We start from the raw sequence: 18,176 nt of genomic DNA on the forward strand, positions 1-18,176 counted from the left end.
GAGACGGTCCGTCAGAGAATAAAGCTGACCCCAACCCACACTGACAGAAGGCCAAGCGCAAGCCCCCAAACGGCCCACAGCATGCGGCATGCGCGGAAAACTTCCGGCGCACCGATTTCGCGGGGAGCATCCCCATTTACCCAGGCCAGATCACGGACCTGCCCGTCATAGCTGCGCGGTCCGGCCAGCGCCACGTTCAGGGCCTGGGCCATGGCGGCCTCGGGCCAGCCAGCATTAGGTGAGATATGGCGCCTCGCATCTGTTACCATTTCGGGCCAGCGCGCCCATTGGCCGGATAGCAATACAATCATGGCGCAGGTCAGGCGCGCAGGGATCAGGTTCAGAACATCGTCCAGACGCGCAGCAGCCCAGCCGAACTCGCGGTATTTTTCTGTGCGGTAGCCGATCATGCTGTCGGCTGTATTGATGGCCTTGTAGACGATCAATCCCGGCAGCCCGGCGACCAGAAACCAAAATGCTGGTGCGATGATTCCATCGCTGAGATTTTCAGCCGCGCTTTCAATTGCGGACCGGGCGACCTGTGCATCGGTCATGTCGCGCGTGTCGCGAGAAACAATCATCGCTACCTTGGCACGCCCCTCAGTCAACGAAATTTGCAACCCGTTGCCCACGTCGCGCACATGTGTCACCAGCGATTTTTGTGCCAGCAGGATGGAGCAGATAATGATCTCGATCACCGGACCCAGCAGTGACAGCACGCGCCCGATGATCAATGAACCGACCACCAACAACAGCACTACGACAACACCTTTCAAGCGTCGCTGTGCATTGCGGTTAAGGCGTTTGTCCAGCCAGCCAATTAGGTTGCCTATCATCACGGCCGGGTGGCGGACCCGAGACCACAGCCATTCAGGTTCTCCCAAAACCGCGTCCAGACACATGGCGCAGATCAACAGGAAAGCGGTGTTCACAGAGCGGCCTCTAACCTGTTCCACCCATTTGAGGGCGGCAGACCCAGTCGTAGAAAGGTTTGTGAGTAAGGGAAGACCCGGCTCCAAATATGGGCGCGGGCCAGACGGTCTTGCCACGTGGCGGCATCATCAACCTCATACAGCCGGAACAGGGTGGTTCCGCCCGCAAGACGCGCACCTTTGGTAGTTAGCATATTGTCTAACCGGTCGGCTTCCATACTTAAGCGCTGTCGCGTGGCGTTCGCCCAGCCTGTGTTCCGTAAGGCTTTTTCCCCAACCCGCAATGCAGGGCCGGATACAGCCCATGGCCCCGTAAGATCGTTAAGCCGTGCAATCAGGTCGGGATGACCGATTGCAAAACCCAATCTCAGGCCAGCGAGCCCCCAGAATTTTCCAAAGCTTTTCAGAACGACCACACCGGGTTGTTCGGCTAAGTGGATCAGTGATGCCTCGGGGGTGACATCACAAAAGCTCTCGTCGATTACGGTCAGAGGGGCATTCACGTCTGCCTCGGTCCAGACCCGTCCGTCGGGGTTGTTCGGGTGCACAATGACGCGGGCGTCGGCGGGGCCGTCGGGCTGAACACTCCAACCCTGAGCGGTGAAGGCGGCGGCGTGTTCGTTATACGTCGGCGCCGTGATTTGAACTCGGCCCGCTGCGGCAAGCGCGGGAATGCGGGCGATTACTGCCGAGGCGCCCGGGGCAGGTAGAATGGCGGCGCGGTCGGGAACAGACCAGAATTGGCGGGCGGCGTCTGCAAGGCGCTCGAACGCACCATGATCGGGCAATTCGGTCCAGTCCGAAGAGGACAGATCCGAAATCCCATACGGATGTGGGTTGATCCCGGTGGACAGATCGATCCAGTCTGCGCGCGCTCCGCCATAGGTGGAAACGGCCCCGTCCAACCCGCCGCCATGATCGCGTTGGGCGCGCGGGTTCAAGTTTTCGTTAGGGCTCGTCATGGGAATCTCGTCAGAATTGCCTGTTTCGGCCCGTTTCAAGCGGATTTTTGCCGTCTACACAAGCAAATCTGCATGAGGCGTGGCCGTGAAAGATCGCATTAACACTTTGTTAAGGAAATGGCGGGATCACAACTTACGGGGATCGGCATCACTAACGCTTCTTAGTGCCGAGGTTGTTGGAAATGAATGTCTTGATTGTTGAGAGTAACCCCGATCTTGGTCGGGTCTGGAAAAGGCATCTGGAACGGCACGGCGCCGAAGTGACGCTGGTTGCCGGGCAAGAGGCCGCGATTCTGGCGCTGTATGGTCAGGATTTCGAGATCATCGTGTTGGACCTTGTGCTTGAAACCGGCAGCGCGCTGGCCGTGGCGGACTTTGCCAGCTACCGCCGCCCTGAGGCGCGGGTGATCTTTGTCACCAACACTACCTTTTTCTCGGATGGCTCGATCTTTGCCCACAGCCCTAACGCATGTGCCTATGTTCAAAGTGAAACGCCGCCAGAGGATCTGGCGGCGATGGTCGAACATTACGCGGCGGGCCGTTGATTGCGTCCGTGCGGCTCCAGGTAATCCAGCACTGGGTTCACGGGAATAATCCGGTTCGGGTTAATGGTGTCATGACTGTAGTGATAATGGCGAACGATGTGGTTCATGTTCACTGTCTGCGCAACGCCCGGCCACTGATATAATTCGCGGGTGTAAGCCCAGAGATTGGGGTAATCGACCAGCCGTCGTTTGTTGCACTTGAAATGCAGGTGATAGACCGGGTCGAAACGGATCAGTGTCGTGAACAAGCGCCAGTCTGCCTCGATCACACGATCTCCCATCAGATAACGGTTGCTGCTCAGGCGGTCTTCTAGCCAGTCCAGTGTTTCGAACAGGGGGTGAATGGCGGTGTCATAGGCCTCTTGAGTGGTGGCAAAACCGCATTTGTAGACGCCGTTATTGACGTTGGAATAGACGTGGGCGTTGACCTCTTCGATCTCTCCCCGCATGGCCTCGGGCCAGTAATCGTCAGTATTGCCGGTGATCCCGTCAAAGGCCGAATTGAACATTCGGATGATTTCGGAGCTTTCGTTCGAGACAATGGTCTCTTTTTGCTTGTCCCATAGGATCGGCACGGTGACGCGCCCGGAATACTGGGGGTCAGCCTTGGTATAGATTTGATGGGCGTAGCTCAGGCCATACAATTCGTCGCCCGTTGCGCCGTGGTTATCGGTTTCAAAGGTCCATCCCTTGTCCAGCATATCGGGATGCACCACCGAGACTGAGATCAAGTCGCGCAGCCCCTTAAGTTCGCGGAAGATCAGCGTGCGATGGGCCCAGGGGCATGCATTACTGACATAAAGGTGATAGCGCCCAGGTTCGGCTTTGAATCCGGCCTTTCCGGACGGGCCAGCGTTGCCATCGGCGGTCAGCCAATTGCGAAACTGCGCGGCACTGCGTTTGAAAGCGCCACCGGTAGATTTGGTGTCATACCAGGTGTCTTGCCATTTGCCTTCGACCAACAGGCCCATTGGAAATCCTCCGCATTGCGTTTCAGCAAAGATAGGTTGGAGGTTGGGCCGTTCCTATGCCAAGGCGCGCGCAACGAGCCTGCATCTGCGCACAGATTTTGGAGGGATTTCCGCGCAACAAGCTGAATTCGAACGGTTCTGTGTGTGCACCTTCACTGGATTTTTACGAATTGGCCTTCACAATAGTAGATGTCGCGCGGGGAGTATTGATATGAGTACCTATGTTTCAAAGGAAATTAGCGCCGAATTGGATGCGGCGCGAATCGCCGGGTTAAAGAAAGCCAGTCGCCTTCGTGTCGAGTTTGGCGACAATACATTCAAAATCCTCAGATTGTGGAAAGATGGCTTTACGGTGGAAGCTGCCACGACGCCCCAATTGCGTGGGCTTGTCGATATCTACGACGGCGCCCGTCATCTGTACCAGTGCTTGATAATTGCCGATGACGAACAATCGGGCGAGATGCGCTATGAATTCAAGCGCAGTACAGCCGCAGCCGACAAGGCTCCGCTGGATTTCTACCGCGCGCCCGACGCGCCGATCGCCCTGTTGGGGCATGATGAGTAGGGGCTGAAAATTTGAAGAATAGGCTCTCGGTATAGAGAGCCTTTTGAGTTCTTCATGATCGCCAAAACAGGGTATGCCCCACGGGTTTGGATTCCTCTGACTACTGCAAATCCGAGAATGCGCGTTTCAGCCGGGCACAGGCTTCTTCGACCCGCGCGCGTTGAGTGGCTAGGTTAAACCGCTCGAAAGTTTCTCCGCCCGTTCCAAATCCGGGGCCTGATGAAGTGGCAATCCTAGCGTCTTCCCGCAGGCGCCGAACGAACTCATAGTGATCCATCCCCGCGCCTGAGAAGTCGACCCAGGCAAGATAGGTGGCTTGCAGCGGCATTGACCACAGACCCGGTATTTCGGCGATGGTTGCATCGAACAGCTTGCGATTGCCATCCAGATGAGCGACCTGCGCGTCCACCCATGCCGCGCCTTCAGATGAATATGCGGCCGTGATCATCTCAACGCTTAATGCGCTGGGCGCATAGTCCAGTGTTTTCAGCCGATGCCGCATCTGGCCCCGCAGCTTGGCATCGGGAATAATCATGTTGCCGGTCCGCTGACCCGCGATGTTGAAGGTCTTGGAGGCTGCGGTCAGGGTCACCGTCCAGGGGCGCGCCTCGGGTGCGGCCTTGTCCATCGGTACGAATGTATGACCGGGATAAACCAAATCCTGATGAACTTCGTCCGAGACAAGGATTAGCCCGTTACGCTCGGCAAATGCGGCCACAGCTCGCAGTTCTTCGGGCGCCCAGACACGGCCCGACGGGTTTTGTGGCGAACACCACATCAACAGCTTTTCTGATCCGTCCAGCCGCGACTGTGCGTCCTCAAGATCGATGCCATAGCTGTCGCCCTCCCGCATCAGAGGGCATTCGACCACGCGCCGTCCGGCGGTGTTAATCTTATACGCGAACTCGTGATAAACCGGGGTAAAGATGACAACGCCATCCCCGGGTTCAGTCCAAACATCCAGACACAGGGCGATCGCGTTGCCCAAACCCTGTGAGGTCAGAACCCAATCGGTTTCGATTGCCCAATCGTGTCGGTTCTGCATCCACCATTGAACCGCAGACAGGTACTGACGGTGTTCCCAGGAGTACCCGAACGCACCGTGATCAGCAGCGTTCCGTACCGCTTCGATCACACACGGCGCGGTGGCATAGTCGGAATCGGCTGTCCACATGGCCAGCCCATCCTGTGGTGAAACGCCAAACAGTTTCTCCATCTTGTCCCATTTTGAACTGTTGGTACCCCGGCGGTCGATCAGGTCGTTGAAAGTCATGTCTGCTCCATCTGTCCGGACGAAAGCTAGCCACAATTGCAGCAGGTGCAAGGGGGGCGTTGCGGCGGGGGGCGGGATGCCCTAAATCAAGCCCATGAAACGCAAGATCCTGATCCATCCCGACCCTCGTCTGAAAAAGGTCTGCGCCCCGGTGGCCGACCTGTCGGACGAGCTGCGCAAACTGGCCGACGACATGCTTGAGACGATGTATGACGCCCCCGGTATCGGGCTGGCCGCGCCGCAGATCGGTGTGTTGGAACGACTGATCGTGATGGACTGCATCAAGGAAGAAGGCGAGGCGCCGCGCCCGCTGGTCATGTTCAATCCCGAGGTCATTGCATCCTCGGACGAAGCCAACGTCTACGAAGAAGGCTGCCTGTCGATCCCCGAACAATTCGCTGAAGTGACGCGCCCCAAAGTGGTCGACGTCACGTGGATGGACCGTGATGGCAACCTGCAGCAAGAGACATTCGATGGGCTCTGGGCAACCTGCGTGCAACACGAGATCGACCATCTGAACGGCAAGCTGTTCATTGACTATCTCAAGCCGCTGAAACGCCAAATGATCACCCGCAAGATGCAGAAGCTGAAGCGCGAGCAGGCCCGCGCATGACCGTTCGCACCTGCCTGCCTTGGCCCGATAAACGCCTGCGGACTAAGGCCGAAGAGGTGCCCGAGGTCACCGATGAGATCCGGGCCATCTGGGACGACATGATCGACACGATGGAGGCAATGCCTGGCGTTGGTCTCGCAGGCCCGCAGATAGGTGTGATGCTGCGCTTGGCAGTTGTTGATGGGGCGACCGAACGGGGCCGTGCAGTCCGTCTGGCGAACCCTGAAATCCTTCACAGCTCGATTGAACTGCGTGAACATGAAGAGGCCAGCCCAAACCTGCCGGGTGTGTCGGCCAAGGTGAAACGCCCGCGCGCGGTGACGGTAAAGTTTTTGAACGAACAGGGCATGATCGACCGCCGCGATTTCGTCGGGATCGAGGCCACCAGTGTGCAGCATCAGATCGATCATCTGGACGGCAAGTTGTATTTTGATCGGCTCAGCAAGGTGAAACGCGATATGTTACTGCGCAAAGCCAAGAAACAGGGGTAAAGATGCGCGTTGTCTTCATGGGGACGCCCGATTTTTCGGTGCCGGTGCTGGACGCGTTGGTCGAAGCCGGGCACGAAATTGCCGCTGTCTATTGCCAGCCACCGCGCCCTGCGGGTCGAGGCAAGAAAGACCGCCCGACTCCGGTTCATGCGCGGTCTGAGGCGCTGGGCCTGGAAGTCCGTCATCCGGTTTCGTTCAAATCACCTGAGGAGCAGACCGCGTTTGCCGATCTGAATGCTGATGTGGCTGTGGTTGTGGCCTATGGTCTGCTGTTGCCCCAACCCATACTGGATGCGCCCACGCATGGCTGCCTGAACATCCACGCCAGCCTGCTGCCGCGCTGGCGCGGGGCCGCGCCGATCCATCGCGCGATCATGGCGGGGGATGCGCAGACCGGTATCTGCATCATGCAGATGGAGGCCGGGTTGGACACCGGCCCCGTTCTGTTGCGTCAGGCGACCGATATCGAACCGCAGGAAACCACAGCGCAACTGCATGATCGCCTCGCCCCCATGGGCGCGAGACTGATCGTCGAGGCCTTGAACCGCCTACCGGATCTGACGCCCGAACCGCAACCCGAAGACGGCGTGACCTATGCCTCAAAAATAGACAAGGCCGAGGCGCGGGTGGACTGGACCCGCCCTGCAATCGAGGTTGATCGCTTGATCCGCGGTTTGTCGCCCTTTCCGGGTGCGTGGACCGAAATTGGGGATAGCCGGGTCAAGCTGTTGGCCTCGAAGCTGGCCGAGGGGCAGGGCGCGCCAGGAGAGGTATTGAATGATACGCTCCGCGTGGCCTGTGGTGAAGGTGCGATTGACCTACTGCGCCTGCAACGGGCAGGCAAAGGTGCACAGGATATGGAAACCTTTCTGCGGGGCTGGCCAGTTGCGGCTGGAACCCGCCTGAGTTCGGAGTAAGCCGATGTTCATGGTCTTGATGGGCACCGTCGTGATAGCCGGGATCGTCGGATACCTGTCCGAGAAAACTGGGTTTACTCACAATGGATACCTGCCCTCGATCATCATTTGCGTGGGCGGTGCCTTCCTGTTCTACTTTGTCCGCATCATGTTTGGGATCAGCTTTGGCCCGCCCGGTCTGAATGCGGTTCTGTCGTCTATCGGCGCTTTGATCATCGTGCCGACACATTGGAGGAAATAACGTGCCTGTCATTGCCTTGATCGTCATCGGAGCCGCCGCCGGATTTCTGGCCACTCGGTTTATGCGGATCGAGGCGGATATCCCCACGACCATGCTGATCGGTATCGTGGGTGCGTTGGTGGGTGGGTTTCTGTTGCGGACCTTGATTGCCGTGGCAGGCTGGCTATCGGGTTTTGTCGGCGCGGTGCTTGGGGCCTTGCTGGTGATCTGGATTTGGCAGACCTACCTGCGTCGCTAACCTCTTGACCTTTTGGCGAGTTACCGGCCAGATCGCCGGAATATCCAGCGCAAAAGGTGCCCCATGTCCCACAATCTGAACCCCGGTGACGTTGCCCTGATGGGGGTGCCGTTGGATTTGCATTCGTCCTTTTTACAAGGCCCAGCTTTCGCGCCGGGCCGCATCCGTGAGGCGTTGCATTCAGGTGCGGCCAACCTGACTGCTGAGGATGGCACCGACCTTGGCGCGACCGACCGGTTCAAGGACACAGGTGATCTGGACGTATTCGAGATGATGGGGCAGGAGCCCCTCGACCGGATCGAAGCCGGAGCCAAAGATCGTATTGCAAGTGGTGCGCGGTTGTTGTCTTTGGGGGGTGATCACTCGGTGGCCTATCCGCTGATCAAGGCACATGCGGATCGGTATGAGGGGTTGAACATCCTGCATATCGACTCGCACCCGGATCTTTATGACAGTCAGCAGATCGGTCCGCTGGGCCATGGTTGCCCGTTTGCCCGAGTGATGGAAACCTGCAAGATCAACCGTTTGGTGCAGGTGGGCATCCGCACCATGAACAAGCACCAGCAGGAGCAGGCCAACAAGTTTGGTGTCGAGGTGATCGACATGCGCAACTGGCGCCCTGATCTTGAGATCAGCTTTGACGGCCCGGTCTATCTGTCACTGGATCTGGACGCGCTGGACCCGGCATTTGCCCCCGGTGTTTCGCACCACGAACCCGGTGGGCTCAGTACGCGCGAGGTGATTAACCTGGTCCATCGGTTCGAAGGTCAACTTGTTGGTGCAGATATTGTTGAGCTGAACCCCCATCGTGATCCTTACGGCATGACCGCGATGGTTGCGGCGAAATTCGTCAAGGAAATCGGCGCGCGGTTACTGACACGTTAATGGCGCGGTGGGCGGCTTTTGTAGACGGGCAGTTGCCAGCCAAAGAACAGCGATCCTGCGCGCAAGGCCCAGCACGTCAACGCGCAGCCCCCCAGCGTGACAAGTTCGTCGAACCCAATCCGGTGCGCGATTACGGCGGTCACGGCGCCCGCAAAGGCGCAGGAGACGTAGAGTTCCCCTTGTTTCAGAACCAGCGGCACCTCGTTGCAGACAACATCGCGCATCAACCCGCCCAGACAGCCGGTGCAGATACCCATCAGCACGACGATTGTGCCGGAATGTCCAAGCGACATTGCCGCGCCCGTCCCGGCGGCGACGGATATGGACAACGCGAAGCTGTCCAGCCAGACAAGCCAGTTGTACCGGCTTTCGACCCGATGTGCGGTAAAGAAGACAAACACGGCCGCCGCGGTGCCAATCAGGATATAGGTGGGTTCGCCAACCCAGAATATCGGATGCCGGTCCAGCAGAAGATCGCGCACAGTACCTCCGCCGACTGCCGTCAGGCAGGCGATGAAGGCAAACCCGACCAAATCAAGCTGCGCCCGGCTGGCCACCAGCGCTCCTGTCAGAGCAAAGACCAGAACCGACGCGTAGTCTAGCAGGGCCAGTCCGTTCATGCCTGCGTCTTCTTAGGCTTAAAGGGGGCCATCCCGGCGCGGGCCAGTTCGTCAGCCTTTTCGTTTTCTGGATGACCAGCGTGGCCCTTGACCCACTCCCAGGTCACATCGTGGCGGGTCTGCGCCTCATCCAACCGTTGCCACAGGTCGACATTCTTGACCGGCTTCTTGTTCGAGGTCTTCCAGCCGTTCCGCTTCCACCCGAATATCCATCCCGTCACACCGTTTTTGACATAGGCGCTGTCGGTGACGACAGTGATCTTCGAGGCCCGCTCTAGCGTCTCCAACGCGCTAATCGCCGCCAACAGTTCCATGCGGTTATTGGTGGTCTCAGCTTCGCCGCCTTTCAGTTCACGCTCTTTCAGGACGGTCTCGCCATCCATCGCGCGCAGCAGTACGCCCCAGCCGCCGGGGCCGGGATTGCCGGAACAGGCACCATCGGTATAGGCAAACAGTTCAGGCATGAGCCAGCACCAGAATGAACCCGTCATACGACCCGGCCAGACCCGTTCCCATGCCGGTGGTGATGCGGTCGATGGTGAACCCGGCCTGGGTCAGAGCTTCTTCGATCTCGGTCTGCGAGAAATAGGTGTAATACCGGTCCAGATCATCGCGATGGTCACCAGTGCCCAGTTTCAGGCCGAGGAAAAAGACGCCCTCGGGTTTCAGCGCGCGGTAAATGGCGGTCAGATGACGTGGAAACTCTGCGCGAGGGGCGTGCAGCAGGGAAAAGCTGGCGTAGATGCCGTCGTACTCTGCCTCTTCAGTGACATCATCAAATGTACCGAGATGGGCATCGACGCCGTTTTCCCGCGCATATTCCACAAAGGCCGGGGTGGCGTCCAGCGCCCGTACCGTCAGGCCCTCGCGCATGAAAAAGGCGCTGTCCGATCCGGGGCCAGAACCCAGATCCAGAACGTGACCCGTGCCGACGGCCTCGGCAAAGGCCATGCGGGCTTCAATCTGCTCCGGTGGCAACGGGATTTGCAGATACTCCGCCACGCGGGTCGCATAAGCGTTGATCGTTCTTTCGTCGGTCATAGGTACACTCCCACCGCCAGACAGGCGATCACGATGGCCGTCAGCGTCACGCGCAATCGCAGCCACCAGATTGGGGTCAGTCGCCAATAGGCAAAGATTGCATCCAGCACCAGCAGTCCGGCAAAGCCATACATCAGGTTTATACCAGCGCTAATTGGTCCTCCGCCGGTTTTCAAAAATGCCCAGAGCGCAGGCAGAACGGATAGCGTATAGAAGGTCGCTGCCTTGCTGCCCGAGGTCTTGGTGGCGAAGCCCCATAGGACGCCGGACATAAAGCTGAGGATCACCGAGCCGTAAAACAGTTGGACATATGGCCCGACAAAGCGCGAACCAAATGTATGGGTGCCCCATGCGTGCAGATCATCGCTCAGATAAGTCAACGCGCCCCAGATAAACGGGATCAGCCCTGCCAACCCGAGGATCAGCGGAGCTCTTGGAACTCCGTTCATGCGGGCTCTCTCAGGACGCGCGGGACTTTGAACTCGACGTTTTCGACGGCGGTTTCCACCAGATCGACGGTGACGTCGAAATGATCGCGGAACGCGTCGATTACTTCGTTGACCAGGACCTCGGGGGCCGATGCTCCGGCTGTGATGGCAACAGACGAGATACCTTTCAACGCCCGCCAGTCAATCTCGGTCGCGCGTTGCACTAGTTGCGCATAGTTGCACCCGGCGCGCGAGGCGACTTCGACAAGGCGGCGTGAGTTTGAGGAATTCGGCGCACCAACGACCAGCAAAGCATCTGACCGTGGCGCTACCGCTTTGACTGCCTCTTGCCGGTTGGTGGTGGCGTAACAGATGTCTTCCTTGTGCGGGCCTACGATTGCAGGAAAACGTGTCTCAAGCGCAGCGATAATGTCCTTGGTGTCGTCCACCGACAGCGTGGTCTGGGTGACAAAAGCCAGTTTCTCTGGGTCACGTACTTGCACCGCGGCAACATCCTCGACGGTTTCGACCAACAAAACTTCGCCATCGGGCAGTTGACCCATGGTGCCGACGGTTTCGGGATGGCCCTTGTGGCCGATCATGATCATTTGCAGACCCGCATCGGCGTGGCGCTGCGCCTCGACATGAACCTTGGAGACCAGCGGGCAGGTGGCGTCGACATAGATCATTTCGCGCTGGGCGGCCGTGGCGGGCACGGATTTCGGCACACCGTGGGCCGAGAAAATCACCGGCCGGTCATCGGGGCATTCGTCCAGTTCTTCGACAAAGACCGCGCCCATCGCGCGCAGGCCGTCGACGACGAATTTATTGTGCACGATCTCATGACGTACATAGACAGGGGCGCCCCATTTCTGCAGCGCCATTTCGACGATCTTGATGGCGCGGTCGACACCGGCGCAAAAGCCACGTGGGGCAGCAAGGTAAAGAGTCAGGGGCGGCTTGGTCATGTCTTGGTCTCCATAGGCCACAGGTAAGTCTTTTCCCGGCCATGGTCCAGACGCGACCTTGTCATTTAGCTGACATGAATCGGTGCTATTCGAAGGGTGTTTAAGTATCAGTTCATAGTTAAAAAGGCGCGGTCCGGACTTCGGTCCAAACCGCGCCAATTATTCCCCGGTTTGGTGAGATCCCGGGTTTTATTCGCCAGCAGTCGCGACGCTGCGCGGCTCCATTGGCATTTCACGCGGGGGGCGTCCGATGACGTCACGCAGATCTTCAAGCTCGATAAAGTTGTCGGCTTGACGACGCAGTTCGTCCGAGATCATTGGCGGCTGGCTGCGAATGGTCGAAACCACCGAGACACGCACGCCCTGACGTTGCAGGCTTGCAATCAGCGGGCGGAAATCCCCATCGCCCGAGAACAGCACGATATGATCGACCCGCGGTGCCAGTTCCATGGCATCTACGGTCAACTCAATATCCATGTTTCCTTTGACTTTCCGACGCCCCATGCTGTCGGTGTATTCTTTTGCCGGTTTGGTCACCATGGTGAAGCCGTTGTAGTGCAGCCAGTCGACCAAGGGACGGATCGGCGAATACTCGTCGTTTTCAAGTAGCGCTGTGTAGTAGAATGCTCGTAGCATTTTGCCGCGGCGCATGAACTCCTGGCGCAGCAATTTGTAGTCGATATCAAACCCCAGTGCTTTTGCGGCTGCATAAAGATTCGAGCCATCGATGAACAGCGCTAGCCGTTCGTCTTTATAAAACATAAATAGTTCCTTCCGGTACAATCCAGCAACGCCGAGTGTTAGGTGAGTGAGCTAGAAATAAGCAGCGCGCTGATAGCACTATAATTAGGGGTTTTAATGTGTATCGCAAGCATGCAATTCGCCGAATATAGGGAGTAAGATGAGCAATTCTTCGTTAAAAGCGGTGATTGCACTGGGTGCAAATCTCAGTATGAGAGAGTCGGGGCCCAAGGTGACACTTCAAAAGGGTATTGACGCGATTTCGCGTCATGGGGTGGTGATTCGCGCTGTCAGTCGCTTTTTTGAGACTCCATGCTTCCCTCCTGGTGCTGGGCCGGATTACGTGAATGCGGCTGCTTTGATCGAAACTGACAAAAACCCGCTCGAAGTTTTGCAACTGCTCCACGAGGTCGAGCATGAATACGGCCGCGAACGGATGCAGAGGTGGGGGATGCGCACGCTTGATCTGGATCTGATCTGCTATGGCGATCTTGTTTTGCCAGATCGTGCGGAATTTGCGCGTTGGCTGAACCTGCCGCCCGAGGTGCAAAAACAGCAAGCGCCCGAGGAGTTGATCCTGCCGCATCCACGCTTGCAGGATCGGGCTTTTGTGCTGGTGCCGATGGCGGATGTGGCCCCGGATTGGCGCCATCCGGTGCTGGGGCGGACGGTCATCGAAATGCTTGCAGACCTGCCTGTCGATGACATTGAGGCCGTCACCCCTCTGTGATTGGTGCGATCGGCGCTATTTCTTGCTTGTCAAGGCAGGGAATCGCGCTTAGATAAACGGCTTCCTGATATAGATTCAGTAACGGAGAGCGCCCCATGGCCCGCGTGACGGTTGAAGATTGCGTAGACAAGGTTCCAAACCGGTTTGAACTGGTGATGCTTGCCGCCCATCGTGCGCGCGAAATTTCCGCCGGTGCGTCGATCACCGTCGACCGTGACAACGACAAGAACCCAGTCGTTTCTCTGCGCGAAATCGCGGATGAGACCCAGAGCGCCGATGAGCTGCGCGAGCGTCTGATCGAAGCCAATCAGACCCAGATTGAGGTTGATGAGCCGGAAGAAGATCAGATGGCTCTGCTGATGGGTGCGGAATCCGATAAGCCTGCGGATGACGATATGTCCGAAGAGAAGCTGCTGCGCGCTCTGATGGAGGCTCAAGGCCAGGGGTAATCCCCAAACACGAAGGTGCGGACCGGATGATTTCTGCTGACGATTTGATTGCGCTGGTCCGCAATTATAACCCCAAAACCAATGCTGATCGCATCGCCCGGGCCTATGAGTTCGGGATGCAGATGCATGAGGGGCAGTTCCGCCACTCTGGCGAACCTTATTTCACCCACCCCGTTGCTGTTGCCGCCATCCTGACCGAACAACGTCTGGATGATGCGACCATCATCACGGCGCTGTTGCACGACACGATCGAAGACACCAAGGCCAATTACGGCAAGGTGTCCGAGTTGTTCGGCGATGAGGTCGCCAAGCTGGTCGATGGCGTCACCAAGCTGACCAACCTGCAGCTTTCCAGCCGTGAAACCAAGCAGGCCGAAAACTTCCGCAAGCTGTTCATGGCCATGTCCAAGGACCTGAGGGTCATTCTGGTCAAACTGGCCGACCGTCTGCACAACATGCGAACGATCAAGGCGATGCGCCCCGAAAAGCAGATTGTCAAAGCGCGTGAGACGATGGATATCTACGCGCCGCTGGCAGGCCGCATGGGTATGCAATGGATGCGGGAAGAGTTGGAAGACCTTGCTTTCCGCGTGCTCAACCCTGAAGGTCGCCAGTCGATCATCCGCCGCTTTATCACGCTGCAACGCGAAACCGGCGATGTGATCCATCGCATCACCGGCGACATGCGCCACGAGCTGGAAAAAGCCGGGATTGACGCCGAGGTGTTTGGCCGAGCCAAGAAACCCTATTCGATCTGGCGCAAGATGCAGGAAAAGGATCAGGGCTTTTCGCGCCTATCCGACATCTATGGGTTCCGCATCATCACCCAGACCGAAGAAGACTGCTATCGCACTTTAGGCGCGATCCATCAACGCTGGCGCGCGGTGCCGGGGCGTTTCAAGGACTATATCAGCCAGCCGAAATCGAATGGGTATCGTTCGATCCACACCACCGTCTCGGGTCGTGACGGTAAACGGGTCGAGGTTCAGATCCGCACCCGTCAGATGCACGACGTGGCCGAAACCGGTGTTGCGGCGCATTGGTCTTATCGCGATGGAGTGCGCTCGGAAAACCCGTTCGCTGTCGATCCGGCCAAGTGGATTGCCAACCTGACCGAGCAGTTCGACAGCGAGGATGATCACGAGGATTTCCTCGAGGCTGTCAAGCTTGAGATGTATTCGGACCAGGTGTTCTGCTTTACGCCCAAGGGCGATGTGGTGAAACTGCCGCGTGGTGCAACGCCGATCGACTTTGCCTATGCTATCCATACACGGATCGGACATGCCTGCGTCGGGGCCAAAGTCGACGGCATCCGCGTGCCGCTGTGGACCCGGATCAAGAATGGTCAATCGGTGGATATTATTACTGCTGATGGGCAGACCCCTCAGGTCACATGGCTTGAGATCGCGGTTACAGGCAAGGCTCGCACCGCCATTCGCCGCGCACTGCGCGAAGTGGATCGTGAGCGGTTCATCAAGCTAGGCAAAGAACTGGCGCGTTCCGGGTTCGATCACGTGGGCCGCAAGGCTACTGACAAGGCTCTGGACACCGCTGCGAAACACCTGCGTTTGAAAGATCGGCACGAGCTGCTGGCCCGTCTGGGCAGTGCCGAGCTGACGGCACATGATGTGGTCAGCGCGGTCTACCCCGAACTGACACAGGACGAAGGCGATGCCATTTCCCCGCGCCGTGCAGTGATCGGTCTGGAGCCTGGACAGAAATTCGATCGCGCGCCCTGTTGCCAACCGCTGCCGGGCGAGCGCATCGTCGGTATCACCTATCGTGGCAAGGGCGTGGTTGTGCATGCCATCGACTGTGATCGCTTGTCTGATTACGAAGGCGAACCCGACCGTTGGGTCGACCTGCACTGGCATTCGGGCACCCATCCGGCCGTCTACGGGGTTACGCTGGATTTGACCATCGGCAATGACGCCGGGGTTCTGGGGCGCATTTGCACATTGATTGGCGAGAAAAAGGCCAATATCTCGAACCTGGAGTTCGTTGATCGCAAACCGGATTTTTACCGTCTTCTGATCAGTGTCGAACTGCGCGATCTGGAACAGTTGCACTCGCTGATGCTGATGCTTGAGGCAGAAAGCGATGTGGCCGCGGTCGAGCGCTACAGAGACAGGGAAAAAGCCGCGGTTGCGGCTGGCTGAGAAGGGGTGATCAGGAGTGGTTTTCAAGCGCCGAGACCGACGCTCGCCCATTCGGATCGCTTCGGAATTTGTCTATCCGCGCGGCGGCTGGACGCGTGCCTTTCACTACGTAAAACATCGCATCCGGCGGCTGCCAGATACGCCTGAGCGTATTGCGCGTGGGGTCGGGGTCGGGGTGTTCACGGCATTCACGCCATTTTATGGTTTGCATTTCGTGGTTGCCGCTGTGCTTAGCCGGATCTTCAATGGCAACCTGCTGGCGTCGCTCAGCGGTACATTCTTCGGTAACCCGCTAACCTATGTCCCTATCGGTGTTGTCTGTCTGCAGATAGGCCATTTCATTCTCGGCGACGATTTTGAAGAAGGTGAGACCCACGGCCTGATGGACAGTTTTGTCCAGGCGTTAGGCGATTTGAAAAACAATTTTGTCGCCATGTTCACGGACCATGTAGCTGACTGGAGCGGGCTGAGCATTTTCTATGACGAAGTGTTTTTCCCCTGGCTGATCGGAGGTATCTTTCCGGGGATTATCGGGGGCTTCATTTGCTACTACCTCAGTCTTCCTTTGGTGCGGACTTATCAGCAGCGCCGCCGCGCCCGGATCAAAGCGAAATTCGATGAAATCAAACGTTTGGCCGAAACCAAGGCTGCCGTTCCGGTAACAAAACCTCTAGGCTCGGACCGGAATTCGGGAAAGGAATCAAGCGATGTCTGACAACCACCTGCGTCTAGGCGTGAATATCGACCACGTGGCCACCGTGCGTAACGCGCGTGGCGGTGCCTATCCCGATCCGCTGCGGGCCGCTAAGCTGGCCGAAGAGGCGGGTGCCGATGGCATAACCGCCCACCTGCGCGAAGACCGTCGCCATATCTCGGACGCTGATATTGACGGGCTGATGGAAGTCCTCTCGGTCCCGCTGAACTTTGAAATGGCCGCCACACCCGAGATGCAGAAGATCGCCCTGCGCCACAAGCCACATGCGGTTTGCATCGTTCCCGAAAAGCGTGAGGAGCGCACCACCGAAGGCGGCCTTGAAGTCGCGCGCGAGGAAAACAAACTGGCCCATTTCATCGCCCCTCTGCGAGAGGCCGGGTGCCGCGTGTCGATCTTCATAGCTGCTGATCAGCGCCAGATCGAAGCCGCCCACCGCATCGGGGCCGAAGTGATCGAACTGCACACCGGCGCCTATTGCGACGCCCATGCCGAAGGACGCATGGACGAGGCTGTGCGAGAGTTGGAAAGCTTGCGTGAAATGTCTGCATTCGCACATTCGCTCGGGTTGGAAGTCCACGCTGGTCACGGCCTGACCTATGACACGGTGCAACCTATTGCGGCTTTCCCCGAGGTGCGCGAGTTGAACATTGGCCACTTCCTGATCGGTGAGTCAATTTTTCGCGGACTTACCCCGGCCATCGCTGAAATGCGGCGGCTGATGGATGAGGCGCGGCTCTAGGTAATGATTTGTGTTGCACAATCTGACAAAACGCTGCTGTTCCATCGGATACGATTTGCAGTGTTCTTCGTCACCGGATTGTTTGTTTCTTTTGGGGTGCCTTTCGTGGAAAGATTTGTGGGAACAGCGCCGCAATACCTGTTTCCGGTCAGGGTTCTAATTTGTCCTTTGTTTTTTGCCGCCCTTATCGAGTTCACACCGGTGTTTAAACAGGCAAAGGAAAAGATATCTAGGCCAACGCTTTGGTTTAACGCGATTTACATTGTCGGAATCGGTATGGCAGTTTTGTGGATCGCTCAGGTTGCATCTTTGCTATTTGGGGCGCGAAACTTGGCGAACGTAAACTTCGCGGCCATGTTGAATGCAAATTTTGTGCTATTGTTATGGGCGGTGTTAGCCGTTGTTTTGTGCCGTGTTGTGTTGGGCAGAATGGCTGGATTATTCGCGGGCGATCTATTGATGAGAGGGCGGAAAAAATGATCCTCGGCATTGGCACAGACCTCGCAAATATCGACCGCATTCAGGGAACGCTCGATCGCTTCGGCGACCGGTTCCGCAACCGTGTCTTCACCGAGATCGAACAGAGCAAGGCCGAACGTCGCGCCGATACGGCAGGCACCTATGCGAAACGGTGGGCGGCGAAAGAGGCATGTTCCAAGGCGCTGGGCACCGGCCTGCGCATGGGCATTGCGTGGAAGGATATGGCGGTCACCAACCTGCGCACCGGACAGCCCGTGATGCATGTCACCGGCTGGGCTGCCGAACGTCTGAAAGAGATGACACCCGAGGGGCATGAAGCGATCATTCATGTTACGCTGACAGATGACCATCCCTGGGCACAGGCCTTTGTGGTGATCGAAGCGCGTCCGTTTCAAGATCAAGCCACGCAGCCTTGACTTGCCCCCATTGGCCACGCATGTAGCACTCCAACAATCAAAGGACCGGAGAGCAGT

The 18,176-nt window shown here is 57.8% G+C and carries 25 protein-coding genes; 15 read left to right on the forward strand and 10 right to left on the reverse strand.

Annotated features, from left to right (window positions below):
- Positions 1 to 11: 11 nt before the first annotated feature.
- On the reverse strand, positions 12 to 932 hold the full coding sequence (gene cbiB / locus ACR0D7_RS14260) for an adenosylcobinamide-phosphate synthase CbiB (protein WP_480679593.1): 921 nt from the start codon (positions 930 to 932) through the stop codon (positions 12 to 14).
- Positions 929 to 1,894, reverse strand: a complete 966-nt coding sequence (gene cobD / locus ACR0D7_RS14265) for a threonine-phosphate decarboxylase CobD (protein ID WP_480679594.1) — start codon at positions 1,892 to 1,894, stop codon at positions 929 to 931. Before cobD ends, cbiB begins: the two co-directional genes overlap by 4 nt.
- A gap of 182 nt (positions 1,895 to 2,076) precedes the next feature.
- Here cobD and ACR0D7_RS14270 point away from each other — a divergent pair, with 182 nt between their 5' ends.
- Positions 2,077 to 2,439: a response regulator transcription factor gene (locus ACR0D7_RS14270; RefSeq protein WP_170387200.1), complete on the forward strand. Its 363-nt coding sequence runs from the start codon at positions 2,077 to 2,079 to the stop codon at positions 2,437 to 2,439.
- Here ACR0D7_RS14270 and ACR0D7_RS14275 read toward each other — a convergent pair.
- Positions 2,421 to 3,410, reverse strand: coding sequence for a glutathione S-transferase family protein (locus tag ACR0D7_RS14275; RefSeq protein WP_480679595.1), 990 nt, complete (start codon positions 3,408 to 3,410; stop codon positions 2,421 to 2,423). The two genes, ACR0D7_RS14270 and ACR0D7_RS14275, sit on opposite strands and share 19 nt — an antisense overlap.
- Before the next feature lie 211 nt (positions 3,411 to 3,621).
- On the opposite strand from ACR0D7_RS14275, the gene ACR0D7_RS14280 reads away from it, so the two are divergent.
- Positions 3,622 to 3,975 carry a hypothetical protein gene (locus ACR0D7_RS14280; protein ID WP_480679596.1) on the forward strand — a complete coding sequence of 118 codons (354 nt, stop codon included), beginning with the start codon at positions 3,622 to 3,624 and terminating at the stop codon, positions 3,973 to 3,975.
- Positions 3,976 to 4,075: 100 nt separating this feature from the next.
- Here ACR0D7_RS14280 and ACR0D7_RS14285 read toward each other — a convergent pair whose 3' ends face one another.
- Positions 4,076 to 5,248 carry a MalY/PatB family protein gene (locus ACR0D7_RS14285; RefSeq protein WP_480679597.1) on the reverse strand — a complete coding sequence of 391 codons (1,173 nt, stop codon included), beginning with the start codon at positions 5,246 to 5,248 and terminating at the stop codon, positions 4,076 to 4,078.
- Between the two features lie 94 nt (positions 5,249 to 5,342).
- On the opposite strand from ACR0D7_RS14285, the gene def (ACR0D7_RS14290) reads away from it, so the two are divergent.
- The 6 genes from def (ACR0D7_RS14290) to speB all read left to right on the forward strand — a co-directional run bounded on the left by def (ACR0D7_RS14290) (position 5,343) and on the right by speB (position 8,633).
- Complete coding sequence (gene def, locus ACR0D7_RS14290; protein ID WP_480679598.1) at positions 5,343 to 5,861, forward strand: peptide deformylase; 519 nt, start codon at positions 5,343 to 5,345, stop codon at positions 5,859 to 5,861.
- Complete coding sequence (gene def / locus ACR0D7_RS14295) at positions 5,858 to 6,352, forward strand: peptide deformylase (RefSeq protein WP_480679599.1); 495 nt, start codon at positions 5,858 to 5,860, stop codon at positions 6,350 to 6,352. Before def (ACR0D7_RS14290) ends, def (ACR0D7_RS14295) begins: the two co-directional genes overlap by 4 nt.
- A gap of 2 nt (positions 6,353 to 6,354) precedes the next feature.
- Positions 6,355 to 7,269, forward strand: coding sequence for a methionyl-tRNA formyltransferase (gene fmt / locus ACR0D7_RS14300; RefSeq protein ID WP_480679600.1), 915 nt, complete (start codon positions 6,355 to 6,357; stop codon positions 7,267 to 7,269).
- A gap of 4 nt (positions 7,270 to 7,273) precedes the next feature.
- Positions 7,274 to 7,510 (forward strand): hypothetical protein, encoded by a 237-nt coding sequence (locus ACR0D7_RS14305; RefSeq protein ID WP_170387214.1) that lies wholly within the window; start codon positions 7,274 to 7,276, stop codon positions 7,508 to 7,510.
- Between the two features lies 1 nt (position 7,511).
- Positions 7,512 to 7,748, forward strand: coding sequence for a GlsB/YeaQ/YmgE family stress response membrane protein (locus ACR0D7_RS14310; RefSeq protein ID WP_170575501.1), 237 nt, complete (start codon positions 7,512 to 7,514; stop codon positions 7,746 to 7,748).
- A gap of 63 nt (positions 7,749 to 7,811) precedes the next feature.
- On the forward strand, positions 7,812 to 8,633 hold the full coding sequence (gene speB, locus ACR0D7_RS14315) for an agmatinase (protein ID WP_480679601.1): 822 nt from the start codon (positions 7,812 to 7,814) through the stop codon (positions 8,631 to 8,633).
- Here speB and ACR0D7_RS14320 read toward each other — a convergent pair.
- The 6 genes from ACR0D7_RS14320 to ACR0D7_RS14345 all read right to left on the reverse strand — a co-directional run bounded on the left by ACR0D7_RS14320 (position 8,630) and on the right by ACR0D7_RS14345 (position 12,452).
- Complete coding sequence (locus ACR0D7_RS14320; RefSeq protein ID WP_170387220.1) at positions 8,630 to 9,253, reverse strand: trimeric intracellular cation channel family protein; 624 nt, start codon at positions 9,251 to 9,253, stop codon at positions 8,630 to 8,632. The genes speB and ACR0D7_RS14320 overlap by 4 nt on opposite strands.
- Entirely contained in the window at positions 9,250 to 9,717 is a 468-nt protein-coding gene (gene rnhA, locus ACR0D7_RS14325) for a ribonuclease HI (RefSeq protein ID WP_480679602.1), read from the reverse strand. Before rnhA ends, ACR0D7_RS14320 begins: the two co-directional genes overlap by 4 nt.
- Positions 9,710 to 10,294: a class I SAM-dependent DNA methyltransferase gene (locus ACR0D7_RS14330; protein WP_480679603.1), complete on the reverse strand. Its 585-nt coding sequence runs from the start codon at positions 10,292 to 10,294 to the stop codon at positions 9,710 to 9,712. Before ACR0D7_RS14330 ends, rnhA begins: the two co-directional genes overlap by 8 nt.
- The gene (locus ACR0D7_RS14335; protein ID WP_480679604.1) at positions 10,291 to 10,743 is read right to left on the reverse strand and encodes a DUF3429 domain-containing protein; all 453 of its coding nucleotides are present in this window, start codon (positions 10,741 to 10,743) and stop codon (positions 10,291 to 10,293) included. Before ACR0D7_RS14335 ends, ACR0D7_RS14330 begins: the two co-directional genes overlap by 4 nt.
- Positions 10,740 to 11,690: a 4-hydroxy-3-methylbut-2-enyl diphosphate reductase gene (gene ispH / locus ACR0D7_RS14340; protein ID WP_480679605.1), complete on the reverse strand. Its 951-nt coding sequence runs from the start codon at positions 11,688 to 11,690 to the stop codon at positions 10,740 to 10,742. The genes ACR0D7_RS14335 and ispH overlap by 4 nt, the downstream gene beginning before the upstream one ends.
- Before the next feature lie 189 nt (positions 11,691 to 11,879).
- The gene (locus ACR0D7_RS14345; RefSeq protein WP_170387230.1) at positions 11,880 to 12,452 is read right to left on the reverse strand and encodes a LabA-like NYN domain-containing protein; all 573 of its coding nucleotides are present in this window, start codon (positions 12,450 to 12,452) and stop codon (positions 11,880 to 11,882) included.
- A 139-nt stretch (positions 12,453 to 12,591) separates the two neighbouring features.
- On the opposite strand from ACR0D7_RS14345, the gene folK reads away from it, so the two are divergent.
- From folK to acpS, 7 genes are all read left to right on the forward strand, one after another.
- On the forward strand, positions 12,592 to 13,161 hold the full coding sequence (gene folK, locus ACR0D7_RS14350; RefSeq protein ID WP_480679606.1) for a 2-amino-4-hydroxy-6-hydroxymethyldihydropteridine diphosphokinase: 570 nt from the start codon (positions 12,592 to 12,594) through the stop codon (positions 13,159 to 13,161).
- Between the two features lie 95 nt (positions 13,162 to 13,256).
- Complete coding sequence (gene rpoZ, locus ACR0D7_RS14355) at positions 13,257 to 13,610, forward strand: DNA-directed RNA polymerase subunit omega (RefSeq protein WP_170333724.1); 354 nt, start codon at positions 13,257 to 13,259, stop codon at positions 13,608 to 13,610.
- Between the two features lie 26 nt (positions 13,611 to 13,636).
- Positions 13,637 to 15,769 (forward strand): RelA/SpoT family protein, encoded by a 2,133-nt coding sequence (locus ACR0D7_RS14360; RefSeq protein WP_480679607.1) that lies wholly within the window; start codon positions 13,637 to 13,639, stop codon positions 15,767 to 15,769.
- 16 nt (positions 15,770 to 15,785) lie between these two features.
- Positions 15,786 to 16,484: a DUF2062 domain-containing protein gene (locus ACR0D7_RS14365; RefSeq protein ID WP_170387237.1), complete on the forward strand. Its 699-nt coding sequence runs from the start codon at positions 15,786 to 15,788 to the stop codon at positions 16,482 to 16,484.
- Positions 16,477 to 17,223 (forward strand): pyridoxine 5'-phosphate synthase, encoded by a 747-nt coding sequence (locus tag ACR0D7_RS14370; RefSeq protein WP_480679608.1) that lies wholly within the window; start codon positions 16,477 to 16,479, stop codon positions 17,221 to 17,223. The genes ACR0D7_RS14365 and ACR0D7_RS14370 overlap by 8 nt, the downstream gene beginning before the upstream one ends.
- A gap of 3 nt (positions 17,224 to 17,226) precedes the next feature.
- Entirely contained in the window at positions 17,227 to 17,703 is a 477-nt protein-coding gene (locus ACR0D7_RS14375; RefSeq protein ID WP_480679609.1) for a hypothetical protein, read from the forward strand.
- A complete protein-coding gene (acpS, locus tag ACR0D7_RS14380) occupies positions 17,700 to 18,119 on the forward strand; it encodes a holo-ACP synthase (protein ID WP_480679610.1) in 420 nt (139 codons plus the stop codon). Before ACR0D7_RS14375 ends, acpS begins: the two co-directional genes overlap by 4 nt.
- Positions 18,120 to 18,176 lie beyond the last annotated feature (57 nt).

The organism is Ruegeria sp. BB7 (assembly GCF_056539365.1).